Raw genomic sequence first — 15,397 nt, forward strand, 5'->3', positions numbered from 1 at the left:
AATGTACGGGTACAATTTGAAATTGAATGAAACACAAAATAGTATTGGAAAAAATATGTTTAAGTAGGCTATAATAAAAGCAGTATAGATTATGAATATAAATATACTTAAGGGGAGGAGTTTAGGTTTTGAGGATATTACATACTGGAGATTGGCATTTAGGTAAGAATTTAGAGGGCGTAAGCAGAATGGATGAGCAGGAAGAATTCTTAGATGATTTTGTTAGAATTGTAGAAGATAATAATATAGATTTAGTTATGATTGCAGGGGATGTTTATGATAATTCAAACCCTCCGGCAAGAGCTGAAAAAATGTTTTATGATACTTTGAAGAAATTATCAAAAAACGGGGAAAGGCTTACTCTAGTTATATCAGGAAACCATGATAATCCAGATAGACTAGTCGCAGCAGGACCTTTAGCGCGTGATCATGGAATTATTATGGTGGGTACTCCAAAGACCATGGTTCAATGTGGAGAATATGGGAGACATAAGGTACTAGCTTCAGGAGAAGGTTTTGTTGAAATTGAAATGAACAATGAAAAGGCGGTTGTTTTAACTGTACCCTATCCAAGTGAGAAAAGACTAAATGAAGTAATCTATAATGGAATGGATGAAGAGGAGGAAAAAGCTAAATCCTATAGTGATAGAATATTTTCCTTGTTCAATTCACTAAAAGAGCATTATAGAGAAGATACTATTAATTTAGCAGTATCGCATCTCTTTGCTATGGGAAGTGAAGAAAGTGGTTCTGAAAGAAGTATTCAGCTTGGAGGAACTTACATAGTAGATGGAAGCTGCTTTCCAAAAGAGGCACAGTATGTGGCATTAGGACATGTACATAAACCACAGATAGTACCGGGTACAGAAAGAAAAGCCAGATATTGCGGTTCACCAATTCACTATAATAAGAAAGAAATAAGCTTTACTAAGAAATGTTTTATAGTTGATGTTAAAGCGAGTGAAGAATGCATTATAGAAGAAGTGGACTTAAAAGTATATAAGCCAATTGAAATTTGGAAGTGTTCAAGTATTGAAGATGCTATTTCAAAATGTGAAGAAAATAAAGATAAAGATTGTTGGGTTTACCTTGAAATAAGCACAGATAGATATATAAGAGAAGATGAAATAAAGCAAATGAAAGATTTAAAGAAAGATATCTTGGAAATAATGCCTAAGGTTAAAGGCATAGATGAAGAGGTTGATCATAATTTCACTGAGAAATCTTTCGGGGAAATTTTTAAAGACTTTTATATGAAAGAAAGAGGAACATCTCCAGAGGACGAGGTTGTTGAATTACTTTTATCAATTATAGATGAAGAAGGTGGAGAAGATGAGACCAATCAAGTTGAGGATTAAAGGGCTAAACAGCTTTATAGATGAGCAGACTATCGACTTTGATAAGTTAACAGATAGAGGATTCTTTGGTATATTTGGACCAACTGGAAGTGGTAAATCAACTATATTAGATGGAATAACCTTAGCACTATATGGAAATGTAGCTAGAAAGAGTTCAAATTATATAAATACTAATTGTGAAAGACTTAATGTGAGTTTTGAATTTCAAATATCAGGAACTGAGAATAGACGATATACTATTGATAGAGAATTTCGAAGAAAAAAAGATGGTGGAATAAGCTCTGGAAAGTGCAAAATAGTTGAGATAACCGATATGCAAGAGGAAGTTTTAGCTGATGGAGTTAAGACTATAAATAAAAAAGTTGAAGAAATATTAGGGCTTAATTTAGATGACTTTTCAAGAACTGTTGTTTTGCCTCAAGGTAAGTTTAGTGAATTTCTTAAACTAGAGGGGAAAGACAGAAGAGATATGCTTGAAAGATTATTTAATCTTCAGCAGTTCGGGGATAATTTATCTAGAAGACTTAATGCTAAGATAAATAAAGAAAAAACTGATAATAGTGTTTTGCTTGGGCAGTTAAGTGGATATAACGACGTAAGCGAAGAAAAGCTAAAAGAAAAAGAAGAAGTCTTAGAAACCTTAAAGAATGATTTAGTGACTTTAAAAAATGATTTGGAAATAGTAGAAAAGAGTTATAAAGAAAACCAAGAAATATGGAATTTACAAATTGATTTAATTGAGTATAAAAATAAAGAAAAAGATTTAAAAGAAAAAGAAGAAGAAATAAAAAAATATATAGATAGAGTAAACTTAGGGGAAGCGGGGGCGAAAGTCGTACCGTATATAAATGCCTTTGAGAATACTATAAAAGAGTTTAGGGAAAATGAACTTGAATTAGAAAAGCTAAAAGCTGCAATTGAAAAGATAAAAGAACAAAAAGAAAATATCGAGAGATTATGGAGTGTAGCTAAGAGTAATAAAGATAACAAACTTCCGCAGTTAATTCTTCAAGAACAAAAAGTTAAAGATGCTATTGAAGAGGAAAAGCTGTTAGATATTATTAAAAGCAACATAGATAAATTAAAGTCTCAAATTGAAATTGCACTTAAGAAATGCGAGGAAAGTCAAAGTCAGCTTCTAAAAATAGATGTAGAAATTAAGTCTAGAAATAATCAAATTAAAGAAGATGAAAAAGTATATAATGAGTTAAAAATTGATGAAGCTCTTAAGGAAAAAGTTCAAGAAGGAATTATTTTAGAAGAAAAGCTTCTTAATTTAGACTCGATTATTTCCAGGGAAAAAGAAAAAAAGATTTTTCTAGAAAAAGAAAATGCTGAAACTATATCAAAAGGAAAAGCATTAAGAGATGTATTAGATAATGGAACCAAGGAATTAGAAGAGAAAGAATCACAATATGATCTTTTAATCAAAAATCCACCAGGTGACCAAAAAGATTTAGTTAACTTAAAGCAAGTAATTGTTGAAAGTGAACAAAAATTTAAGACACTGGATAGATTAACTAAAGAAATTGATTCATCTAATAAAGAAATAGAAAAATTAAATTCTGAGCTTCTTAGTAAAAAAGACGAGGAAAAGAATCTGGAAGAAGAGCTAGAAGATATTAAGATTAAGCATAAGGAAATTATGAGAGAAAATTTAGCTCATGCCCTTAGGATTGAACTTAAAGAAGGAGAAGAATGTCCAGTATGCGGTTCTACCCATCATACAAAAGAAAATATAGATGGTTCAGGCATAATAGATATTAAACCTGTTGAAAATGAAATTAAGGTTAAAGAAAAATTGATTAAGCTCAGTAGTAGTAAAATAATTGAGAATGAAACCAAGATAAAGAATTATAAAGATAAAATTAATGCTAATGAAGAAGAAATTCGTACTTTAGGAATAGATAAGAATGCAAAGTCTTTAGATAAATTACAAGAAGAATTTATAAATTTAGAAAAAGTTTTAGAAAATTATGCGAAAGATAAAGAAAATCTAGAAAAATACATCAATAAATTAAAAAATGAAATTAATATTAAAAATGGTGAAATAAATGAACTAAGAGCTGTAGTAAGAACAAATCAAAGACAGCTGGAAGAATTAACAAAGAGCATTAATGATAATACAATAGAGTTTGATAATATAAAAAATAGAGTAAATACATTGAAAGCAGAAACTTTAGTTGATAGCTTTAGCCAAAAAAATGAAGAAATTAAGCAAGTTGAAAAAGAAAGAGAAAGATTAGCTGGGGCAGTTAAAGTAAATAGAGAGCTAGTAGAAAATTTAGAAAAGCAAAAAGAAATACTAAGTAATGAACTTACTTTGGCAAAAGAAAATCTTACTAAAGATAAGGCAGACTTAGAAAGTAATGAGAAAAATAAAGAAGAAAAATTACAATCAATAAGAAATAAAGTTAATGATGAAGCTGATTTAAGGTTGCTTCTTAATCAGGTACAAAAAAATATACACATTATAAATGAAGAATTCGAAAAGCTTGAAAATGGAAAGAATAGAATTGAAAAAGAATTTACAGAAAGCAATGAAAAGCTTATAGGTACAATCAGCAAATATAAAGAATTAAGTAAACGAAAAAATGATGAAGAAGCACAATTGGAAGTGGCGATTGATAGCGAAGGGTTTAAATCATTAGAAGATGTTAAGAATAACCTTATCGAAAGAGATGAAATAAGTAAGTACAAATCAAGGATAGAAACTTACAGAGATAATATGTCGAAGGTTAAAGGTGCAATTGAAAGTCTACAGAATAAAATTAATGGAAAAGAATTAAGTGAAGAAGAATACCTTCAAATAAAATTACTAAAAGAGCAAAAAGAAAAAGAAGTAAACGAAGCTAATGAAAATAAAATTAAAATTGAAGAAGAATTAAGAAATATAAAGACAAAGTTAGAAGAACAAAAGGAACTATTAGAAAAGAAAGCCAAACTAGAACATAAATTGGCCTTACTTAGTGATTTAGAGAAACTATTTAAAGGAAAGAAATTTGTAGAGTTTGTTGCAGTAAATAAATTAAAGTATATATCCATTGAAGCTTCTAAAAGACTAAAGGAAATTACTCATGGAAATTATGGTTTAGAAGTAGATGAAGATGGTAGATTCATAATAAGAGATTATAAAAATGGTGGAGCAAGAAGAGATGCGACAACATTATCAGGTGGAGAGACTTTCCTAGCCTCATTGTCATTAGCTTTAGCGCTATCTGCACAGATTCAATTAAAAGGAACAGCACCGCTTGAACTATTCTTCTTAGATGAAGGATTTGGAACCTTAGATGATGAACTTCTAGAAGTAGTTATGAGTTCTTTAGAAAGAATTCATAATGAAAAGATGAAGGTAGGAATTATCAGCCATGTAGAATCCATAAAGAGCAGAGTACCAGTAAAACTTATGATTACTCCGGCAGAATGTGGAATGGGTGGAAGTAAAGTGAAAATTGAAAGAAACTAAAAAAATTTCATAGGAATTTCATCCAAAAACTATGTCGTAAAGAAGCGATAATCTTGGATTATATGACAATTAATAGATAAAAGTATTTTTGGGTATGTATATATAGATAATATTATAATAAAATAAAGATGAAGAAATTTTAGTTTAGATTTAAATTTCGTCTATTATGATAATATAAAAATGTTTTTAATTACAGGTAAATATTGTATAATGAAAAAGAGAACAGTTTGGAAAGGGGATTAAAAAATGAACTACAAAGAAAAGTATAACACTTGGATTAATTCCGACATTATCAATGAGGAAACAAAAAACGAATTGAGAGCAATATCTGACGAAAAGGAGATTGAAGATAGATTTTACCAAGACTTAGATTTTGGTACTGGTGGATTAAGAGGAGTAATAGGTGCTGGAAGCAATAGAATGAACATATATACTGTTGCAAAAGCTACACAAGGATTTGCAAACTATCTTAATGAGAATTTTAAAGATCCTTCAGTTGCAATTGCATATGATTCTAGAAATATGTCAAAGGAATTTGCAAAGGCAGCTGCACTTAACTTATGTGCAAATAATGTAAAAGTATATTTATATGAAAGTTTAAGACCAACGCCAGTATTATCTTACACAGTTAGAGAATTAAAATGCAGCGGTGGTATAGTTGTTACTGCGTCTCACAACCCTAAAATATACAATGGTTATAAAGTTTATGATGAATTTGGTGGGCAAGTAACAGATGAGAAAGCAAATATAATTATCGACAGAGTTAATGCTGTAGATGATTTTTCAAAAATTAAAGATATAGATGAAAGTCTTGCTTTAGAAAAAGGTTTATTAGTTTATATTGGAGAAGATATAGATAAGCTTTATTATGAAAAAGTTAAAGGATTAACAATAAGAACTGATTTAGTTAAAGAAAAAGCTAGCAATTTAAATGTTATATTTACTCCAATACATGGATCAGGAAATGTTCCAGTAAGAGCAGTATTAGAACAATTAGGATATAGCAATGTTAAAGTAGTTAAGGAACAAGAAGCTCCAGATGGAAATTTCCCAACAGCATCTTATCCTAACCCAGAAAATCCAGATGTATTTGAATTAGCTATGAAAATGGCGCAAACAGAAGGAGCAGATATAATCTTTGGAACAGACCCAGATTGTGATAGAATAGGTCTTGTTGTTAAAGATAATGCTGGTGAATTTAAAGTATTAACTGGTAACCAAACTGGTTTACTTTTAACTCATTATGTATTAAGCTCATTAAAGGAAACTAATAAACTACCTCAAAATGGTGTTGTAATTAAGACAATTGTTACAACAGAAGGTGCTAGAAGTATTGCAGAAGACTTTGATATCGAACTTATGGATGTATTAACAGGATTTAAATATATAGGCGAAAAAATAAGAGAATTCGAAGATGCAGGAAATAAGACTTATCTTTTTGGATTTGAAGAAAGTTATGGATACCTTGCAGGAAACTTTGTTCGTGATAAAGATGCTGTTATAGCTTCAATGTTAGTATGTGAAATGTGTCTTTACTATAAGGAACAAGGAAAGAGCCTTTATGATGCATTAATTGATCTATATGAAAAATATGGATATTTCAAAGAAACTCTTGTATCTTTAGAGTTAAAAGGAAAAGAAGGTCAAGAAAAGATTGCTAACTGTATAGAGGCATTAAGAAATGATCCAATAAGCAGTGTAGATGCTGTTAAAATAGTTACAAGATTAGATTATAAATTAAGCATTGAAGAAAATACTGTAAATAATACTAAGACAACTATTGACTTACCTAAGTCTAATGTATTAAAGTACATCTTAGAGGATGGTTCATATTTCGTAGTAAGACCATCAGGAACAGAGCCTAAGATGAAAGTTTATTTAGCAGTAAAGAGCAGCAGTTTAGAAAATGCTGATAAAGATATTGCGACATTTAAAGAAAAAGTAATGGAAATAATTAACGCTAAGTTAAACTAATTTTCATGTCAATTGCTATCATCTTACTAGGTGGTAGCAATTTTATTAAGTAGGGAACCAAAAATAAACAGTTGTTATTAATGAATGCTTAATAAAGAATTTAGATTAAGTATTGATATTGACAATTAAGCAAGAGGTGTAGAATGAGTAATTATAAGACAATGTATAAAGATAAACTAAGTAAATTATTATTTCTAGAAATGAATAAAGAAGGATTTAAAAGAAGTCTCAATATACCGGAGCATGTTGAATTTAAAAATGATGAGTTATATATGCCTATAAGTTCTGACTATGTTGTAAATAATGTTAATGATGAAATAAAATTAAGCAACTTACCTATATATTATTTTGTTGAGGGTATGTTTATTACTTTTGGTGCAGATAAAAATGTTAGATATGTTGATGATTATGGAACGATTTTATCTTACATTCCAGATGCTGAAGAATGTGTAAAAAGCCTTATAGCAAATAGAATAAAAAAAGATAAATTAGAAGACGCCTATATTTTATTAAAAGGGTATTATAGATATACAAAGGAAGAGGAAATTCTAACAAAGCTATTAGCTGTAGGTGAGACAATAAGAGAAAAAGATTCAAGTTTTGCAGAAATTCTAGTAGAGGATATTGATGAGTGTAAGAAAAACTTTGATAAATCTCCAGAACCTTATCTTTATAATGCCTTAATTCTTAAAGAACAAGGGGATCACAAAGGTGCGGAAGTAGAAATAAATGAATACATAAATAAGGGTGGAAAGAAAACTTCTGAAATAGAGGAAATAGTAAGTGATATTACTAATGTAAGTCATTTTGAAAAGGCAGTTGAGTGTTTAAAAGATGAACCTAAGAAAGCCATAGATTTGTTATTGCCCTTAAGTGAAGAATTTAAAGAAAATCCATTAGTTTATTATTACTTAGGCGTAGGTTATAGAAGAATTGAAAGTTATAATAAGGCTATATATTATTTAGGTAAAAGCCTTGCCATTGAATCTGGAAGCCTTGAGACTGTTAATGAGCTTGGAATGAGCCATGCATGTGTTGGAGAGTATGAGGAAGCAATAAAATATTTTAGAAAAGCCTTTGAAGCATCTAAAGATGTGGAAATCTGTACAAATATAGTAATGTGTTATATAAACTTAGGAGATAAAGAGCAAGCAAAGCTTCACCTAGAGATTGCTAAAAAGCTAGCTCCTGAAGATGAAATAGTAATTGAAATAGATCAAATGTTAAATAGAACAGTAAAATAATTAGGAGATAATATGTTTACGAAGATACTTGATTTTGAGGTTTTTAATAAGGACAAAAGTGCTTTAATGAATTATGCAGATAATTTTGAAAAAGTAAATATAATATCAGGAAATCCAGAGGTATTATTTAATGGATTGCACAATCCTATTCTTAAAGAGAATTTTAATGATAAAAATTCCATTATAATACCAGATGGAGTTGGAACAGTACTCGCATCAAAATTACTAAAAAATCCAGTGAAAGAAAAAATCGCGGGAATAGATGTTGTTAGAGAAGTTTTAATTAAAGCAAATTTAGAGAGAAGATCTATTTATTTATTAGGAGCAAAAGAAGAAGTTCTTAATAAATGTGTGGATAATATAAAAACTGAATTTCCTAATTTAATAATTTCAGGATTTCATAATGGATTTTTTGATTTAAATAATTGTGATGAGATAGTAGATGATATAAATAAATCTGATCCATGGGCAATCTTTGTAGCAATGGGATCGCCGAGACAGGAAATATTTATTGAAAAGATTATTAAGAGTTCAAATATACATATATTCATGGGGGTAGGCGGAGTATTTGACATACTTGCCGGTGAGCTTAAAAGAGCACCAAAATGGATGATATCTTTAGGTCTTGAATGGCTATATAGAGTTATAAAAGAGCCATTCAGAATAAAAAGATTAATTGCTATACCTAAATTTTTACTACTTGTACTAAGACATAAGAAAAAGTAATATTAACATTAGCGTAAATTACAAAATAACAGATAGAAATAAATAGGTGATAAAATGAAACAAAGAAGTAGTTTGGTTAAATCTACATTTATAATAATGATTGTGTCACTGATAAGTAGATTTTTGGGATTTGTCCGTGATATGCTTATTGCAAATAATTTTGGTGCAGGAATGTATACCGATGCATATAATCTTGCAGTATCTGTACCGGAAACAATATTTACTTTGGTAGGACTTGCAATATCTACAGCATTTTTACCGATGCTTAGTAAAATTAAAGCTCAAAAAGGTCAAAAACGAATGTACGAGTTTGCAAATAATGTGATAAATATATTATTTGTTATCTCTTTATTTCTATTTGTTGTAACAAGCATTTTTTCAAAAGAAATAGTATATATATTTGGACCTTCGGAAGAAACAGCATTAATTGCAATAAAATTATTAAGGATAACATTATTAAATCTGTTATTTTTATCTATAAATGCATGTTTTACAGCATTATTACAAGTAAATGAAGATTTTGTGATTCCATCCATATTGGGGTTGTTTTTTAATTTACCTATGATATTATATTTATTATTCTTTAATAACTATGATATTTTAGGGTTAACAATTGCAAATGTTATAGGAAATTTCTTTAGAGTTGCGGTGCAAGTACCATCTTTATTAAATCATGAATATAAGTATAAATTTATAATAGATATAAAGGACGAAAGACTAAAAGCAATTGTTGTTTTAATAATTCCAGTAATTATTGGAGCAGGAGCAAATTCATTAAATATGGTTGTTGATAAATATATTGCTTTAAAGTTTCCAAGTGGATCAGTTTCAGCATTAGATTATGCTCAAAAGTTGATTATTTTTATAAATACTATTATTGCAGCTTCAGTAACAAGTGTTGCATATCCACTTATGGCAAATATGAGGAGTAATGAAGATATTCATGGATTTTTAGAAATTCTAAAAAAATCAATTTTATATTTAGCAATATTATTAATTCCTATTACTTTTGGAGTTATAATATTTAGTGAAGACATAGTAAAAATTGTATATGCAAGAGGAGCGTTTGATAAAAATGCAGTTCAAATTACAAGTTTTGCTTTATTAGGCTATGGATTTGGAATATTTTTCACTGGATTAAGGGATATTTTAAATTCAACATTATTTTCCATGGGAAAAACGAAGGTTACTACTGTAAATGGAGTTGTTGGAGTTATCATTAATATAACATTCTGCATAATTTTATCTAGATATTTTGGGATAATGGGCATAGCTTTAGCATCTGTTATAGCTATGGCAGTAACTGCAATTCTGTTATTTAGAAGTGTTATAAAACTAGAAAAAGATTTTATTATAAATGATATCATAAAAAAAATAGTATTAATAACAATAAGTTCTTTGATCATGGGATTGGTAATTATTATCGTGGTAATTAATCTAAGAAATACGTTAGGATCAATACCTCTAGTTTTATTTGGAGGAATAATTGGAGTTGTAGTATATTTTACTTTATGCCATATTTTTAAGATCGAAGAAATCATCGAAATAAAAAGTTTAATTTTAAAGAGGATTAAAAGATAGGAGGGTGTATGAAAATATTATTTATTGCCTGCTATTCCCCGTTGATAAATAATTCAGCAGCTATTGAAACGCTTCAATATTTAAATAAATTAAGTGAAATCAACAATAATGAAGTACATCTTTTGACAGTGAATTTTCCAAAAGATTCAATATATTATGATGAGGCATTAAGAACTATGATGGATGGTAAAATAAAAGTCCACGTGGTTGATGGTGGAATTGTCTTTAAAAAATTAATGCCTAGAAAAACTAATAGTTCTAATAATGCATCTGTTAAGCCTAAGAATGGAAATAGTACTAAGGTTCTTAGAAGAATAAAGAATGCCATGGTTATACCTGATATGTATTATGGATGGGCCAGGAAAGCGGCTGTATATGGGATTGATTTAATGGAAAAAGAAAGATTTGATGTTATATTTTCAATGCATGAACCTCCATCATCTCATTTATGCGCTTATTATATAAAGAAGCAATATAAAAATGTTCCATGGATTACTTATTGGAGTGACCCATGGCTTAAAGATTCTACTAGAGAAAAATCTTTTATTGTCAAGAAGATGCTTGAAAAGAATATGGAAAAGAATATTGTTAATTTTGCTGATAAGTTCATCTTTGTTACAGAAGCAAATAAAAATGAATATTTAAAAGATTATAAGACATTAAATGATAATAAGAAAACTTTTATCTTAAACCGAGGTTTTGATGCAAAATTATATGAAAGATTATCTCATGAAGAAGCACCAAAGCTTATAAGAAAAGATAAGGTTAACATAATTTATACTGGAGAAATATTTTCAAAGCTTAGAGATATAAATCCATTTATAAAGGCGATCGAAGAAATTATGAATGAAGATTTAGAATCTTATAATTTATTGAATGTTTTATTTTTTGGAAATATAGATGATATAGAAGCAAGAAAGAAATTACAAAGCTTAGAGGTGGCTAACGTATCCCCAAGAATACCTTTTGATGAAGCGCTTAAATATATGCTTAATGGAGATGTATTGTTATTGTTTGGAAATAAGAATTCCAAACAGATACCTGCAAAGATTTATGATTATTTTGGAGCAAAAGGCAGGATATTAGTGATCTATGGTGATGAGAATGATCCTATTAAAAGAGTAGTGGAAAATAATAAGAAATGTGTTGTGACAGATAATAGTACTCAAAAAATAAAGAATAAAATTTATGAATTAATAAAAATGTATAAGAACGATACAATTCACTGCGCACCAGACGAAAATTATGAGTGGAATTCCATAGTAGAGAGACTGAACAATATATTAGAGGGAAGTGATTAAATGCATATAATGGTTATTCCATCTTGGTATTCTTCAGCTAGGAATAAAGTTCACGGTAGTTTTTTTAAGGAACAATTTAAAGCTCTTGCAGATAGTGGTCAGAAAGTTACTGTTGCCTATAATGAAATTTGGCCAATAACAATGTTGGGTAAGATACATGAAAAAAGAGGAATAAATTTTAATTTAGAAGATAACCTTAGGACTTATAGATATAAAGATTATAATTATTTGCCTAAAACGCCATTAATGTTTAAAAGTTTCAATAAGAGAATGGATAGATTGTATAAAGAAATAGTTAGGAATGAAGGCAAGGTTGATATAATTCACGCCCATTCAGCCTTTTGGGGAGGAATAGCAGCTGCTTATATAAGTAAAAAATATAATATCCCATTAGTTCTTACTGAACATTCATCACTTAAATATGCAAAATATGTTAAGGAAAATTATAAGAAACATATTTTTGATGCGTATGAGAAGGCAGATTACTTAATTGCAGTTGGTAGTGGGTTAAAAAAGGAAATCCAGGGATATGTTAACAAGTCAGTAGATGTTATCCACAATATGGTTGATTTGAAATTATTTAGTGTGGATAATAATGTGATAAATGATGTAAGTAAAGACAAAGGTTTCAAATTTTTTTCTTGTGCTTTCCTTGAAGAAGGAAAAGGTATGGAATGCTTAATAAAAGCTTTTGCACAAACCTTTAGAAATGAAGAGGTAAGTTTAAGAATAGGCGGAAATGGTACTATTAAGCCGGAATTAGAGAAATTAGTTGAACAGCTGAAAATGGAGAAACAGATTAAACTATTGGGTGCTCTATCAAGAGAAGAGGTATCTAAGGAAATGAGAGCGTGTGATGCTTTTGCACTGCCATCTGAACATGAAACCTTTGGCGTTGTGTATATTGAAGCACTTGCCTGTGGTAAACCAGTTATTGGTGCTGATAATGGAGGAGCAGAAGATATAATAAGAGAAGATAATGGAATTATAGCTAAAAAGAAAGATGTTGATGATTTAGCCAGAGCATTAATAAAAATAAAAGAAAATTATGAGTCTTATGATAAGAATAAAATAAAACAAGAAGCAGTTTTTAGCTATTCAGAAAATGTATTAGTGGAAAGGCTAAAAGGAGTGTATAAAAAAGTATATGAAAGAAATAATTAAAAATATCTATGATTTTTTAGGCAACAAACTATATTTTAAGCTGTTATATCTATTTGTAAGCCTAACATTCGTAACAATATTAAAAGATATCCCCAAAATTACAATCTTAAATTATGCAGCGTTTGCATGGGGAGCACTATTGATTCTATTTATGATAATCGATGGATACAAGAGAAGAAAGGTCTATAAATTTGATATTCCTCTTGCAATATTCATTATAGTAACGTTATTTTTGAACATTATTGTTTATAGAAGTTCACATAATCTTACACTATGGGCTGTAAATCTAATCTTATTTACAGTTGTGTTTTCAGTTGATGTATTTAGAGATAAAAAACAATTAATTAAAGAATTAAATTGTATTAGCTATTTTTATGTTGGTTTTATGTTTTTAGCATCAATATTTTCATTAATCCTCAGATTTTCGGGAAAGACTATAGAAGTAGGGCAAGTTGTATTTGGAACTACAAAAGGTGTATTTGAAAATGAAAATGCCCTATCAATAGCAGCTGCATTGGCTATTGTTATATGTATATATCTTAATAATATAGCTAAAATTCATAGACTTAAGATGTTTTGGTTAGCTAATATAGTCATGCAGGCAGTAACGATGGTAGGATCTCATGGTAGAAGTGCTTACCTAATAGTTGTAGCTGTAATATATGCTTTCATATTTATATCTAACAAAAATAAATACTTTAGGGCAATACTTTTAATAATACCTGTGATTGCATGTGGAGTATTTTTTGAACTAGATAAAAGTAACATAAGAGATTTTACAAGTGGAAGAAGTAGTCTTTGGACGTCTGCATCTATAGTAATTGATGAACATCCTTTCACTGGAGTTGGGAATAGCAATCTTGTAGAAGCAGTTAAAAGTGCTCGTGAAACTGATGATTTACCAGGATTAGAAACTGGTGGTCTGCATAATATGTATGTTCAGACAGCGACAGTGAATGGACTTGTACAACTAGTATTCTTCCTAACCTTTATATTGATGATTTTAGCATTTATTATTGAACATTTAGATAAGTTACACAGGAAAGAGAAGTTACAAATGACAACAATAACTTCATTAATAGTAGGTATTCTTGCAGTTAACTTATTTGAAAGCGCATTAATTTACTCAGTAAGCTTTATTTCCATGATATTTTGGATATACTTAGGATATCTAGTTTCAATTCTTGATAACAAAAACATTGAGTAGTTATCCGAGTTATAATATATAGCAACTAGCCGAGAGTTGAAATATTGTTATTTCTACTTTCTTATGTGGTATTTATTTCAAGAGATAAATGAATTTATAGTTTACTCATCTATAGATAAACCTGCTATAAATTACATTTGTACTTATATATATATTCTGACTAGAAATGAGTAGCATACTTTTGTGGAATGTTTCGTTAGGAATTGTGGTGGATGTGATTCTTAGAGAAAAGTTGTTCCAAATATGCTAGTTCAAAGTTTGCCTTTGAGGCTAGCATTTTGGGCACAACTTTTGTCTTAGAATCACCCACCAATATTCCTTAGAAACTGGAACAAAAGTATGCTACTCATTTCGGTGAGTTATATATTAAATATCAATTATCACGTTGTTTATCTATAGGTGAAGAGAAAGAAAAATTAATATGATAGGGGCATAATGATGAAATTTTGTGATGAAAGTATTAATCAATTTTTAGAAGAGTTAGGATCAGATCTACCTGCACCAGGAGGCGGTAGTGTAGCTGGACTTATTGCAGCAGTATCTGCTGCATTAAACTCCATGGTATATTCACTAACAATAGGTAAAAAAAGTTACATGGGTCTAAGTGGTAGTGAAAAAGAACTTATAGCTAACTTTGAAAAAGAATCCAAAGAATTTACTGCAAGAAGTTTAGAGCTTATGGAAGAAGATAGAGAAAACTTTTTAAAGTTAATGGATTCTTATAAATTATCTAAAGATAATGATGAAGAAAAGGAAAAAAGAAATTTAGCAATAAAGGAAAATACAATTAAATCCATGGAAGTACCTTTAGTATTAGCAAGAGAGTGCTTAGAGTTTTATGATAATTTAAATATTATGGCTAAGTACGGAAATAAAATGTTATTATCAGACCTAGCTATATCAGCTATTCTTTTACATAGTGCAATAGAAAGCTCAATAGTAAATGTTAAAGTAAACTTAAATGGACTTAGAAATGAAGAGTTTTTCGAAAAGATCGACAATGAATTAAACTGCATCTCGAAAAAATCACAAGAAGAAAAAAATTCTATAACTGAAATTGTAAATAACGTAATATATCCAAATTCGTAACTTAGAGTTATGTGATAACTTACCGAAATAAGTAACATATTGTGTTTCGGTTTCTAGGAATTTTGATGGATGATTCTACGAATAGAAGTTGTACCCACAATGCTTGCCTCAACGACAGGCGATGAACAAGCGTTGTGGAACAACTTTTAGTCAAGAGTCATTACCATCAAAATTCCAATGAAACACTGCAAACAATATGTTACTTATTTTTAGTATAGGTATACACCAATAATAATTTTACTTTGTCATTTGGAATATTATACAACACCAGAAAGAAATGATATTCT

10 protein-coding genes are annotated in these 15,397 nt (G+C 29.3%); all 10 read left to right on the top strand.

Translation table 11 applies throughout. From position 1 onward, the window contains the following. The first annotated feature begins 128 nt into the window (after positions 1 to 128). Positions 129 to 1,358 carry an exonuclease SbcCD subunit D gene (locus D2A34_RS06730; RefSeq protein ID WP_119366111.1) on the top strand — a complete coding sequence of 410 codons (1,230 nt, stop codon included), beginning with the start codon at positions 129 to 131 and terminating at the stop codon, positions 1,356 to 1,358. Further along, positions 1,333 to 4,824 (top strand): SbcC/MukB-like Walker B domain-containing protein, encoded by a 3,492-nt coding sequence (locus D2A34_RS06735; RefSeq protein ID WP_119366112.1) that lies wholly within the window; start codon positions 1,333 to 1,335, stop codon positions 4,822 to 4,824. Before D2A34_RS06730 ends, D2A34_RS06735 begins: the two co-directional genes overlap by 26 nt. A 246-nt stretch (positions 4,825 to 5,070) precedes the next feature. Beyond that, the gene (locus D2A34_RS06740) at positions 5,071 to 6,798 is read left to right on the top strand and encodes a phospho-sugar mutase (RefSeq protein WP_119366113.1); all 1,728 of its coding nucleotides are present in this window, start codon (positions 5,071 to 5,073) and stop codon (positions 6,796 to 6,798) included. Between the two features lie 143 nt (positions 6,799 to 6,941). Beyond that, positions 6,942 to 8,042: a tetratricopeptide repeat protein gene (locus D2A34_RS06745; protein ID WP_119366114.1), complete on the top strand. Its 1,101-nt coding sequence runs from the start codon at positions 6,942 to 6,944 to the stop codon at positions 8,040 to 8,042. 12 nt (positions 8,043 to 8,054) lie between these two features. After that, on the top strand, positions 8,055 to 8,768 hold the full coding sequence (locus tag D2A34_RS06750; protein ID WP_079438162.1) for a WecB/TagA/CpsF family glycosyltransferase: 714 nt from the start codon (positions 8,055 to 8,057) through the stop codon (positions 8,766 to 8,768). Between the two features lie 54 nt (positions 8,769 to 8,822). Next, the gene (gene murJ / locus D2A34_RS06755; RefSeq protein ID WP_079438161.1) at positions 8,823 to 10,349 is read left to right on the top strand and encodes a murein biosynthesis integral membrane protein MurJ; all 1,527 of its coding nucleotides are present in this window, start codon (positions 8,823 to 8,825) and stop codon (positions 10,347 to 10,349) included. Between the two features lie 8 nt (positions 10,350 to 10,357). Next, positions 10,358 to 11,650, top strand: coding sequence for a glycosyltransferase family protein (locus D2A34_RS06760; RefSeq protein WP_119366115.1), 1,293 nt, complete (start codon positions 10,358 to 10,360; stop codon positions 11,648 to 11,650). Next, on the top strand, positions 11,651 to 12,814 hold the full coding sequence (locus D2A34_RS06765; protein ID WP_119366116.1) for a glycosyltransferase: 1,164 nt from the start codon (positions 11,651 to 11,653) through the stop codon (positions 12,812 to 12,814). Next, positions 12,798 to 14,021, top strand: a complete 1,224-nt coding sequence (locus tag D2A34_RS06770) for an O-antigen ligase family protein (RefSeq protein ID WP_119366117.1) — start codon at positions 12,798 to 12,800, stop codon at positions 14,019 to 14,021. Before D2A34_RS06765 ends, D2A34_RS06770 begins: the two co-directional genes overlap by 17 nt. 438 nt (positions 14,022 to 14,459) lie before the next feature. Next, positions 14,460 to 15,110: a cyclodeaminase/cyclohydrolase family protein gene (locus tag D2A34_RS06775; protein ID WP_119366118.1), complete on the top strand. Its 651-nt coding sequence runs from the start codon at positions 14,460 to 14,462 to the stop codon at positions 15,108 to 15,110. Positions 15,111 to 15,397 lie beyond the last annotated feature (287 nt).

The sequence above is a fragment of the Clostridium chromiireducens genome, from assembly GCF_003575225.1.
Taxonomy (GTDB): Bacteria; Bacillota; Clostridia; order Clostridiales; family Clostridiaceae; genus Clostridium; species Clostridium chromiireducens.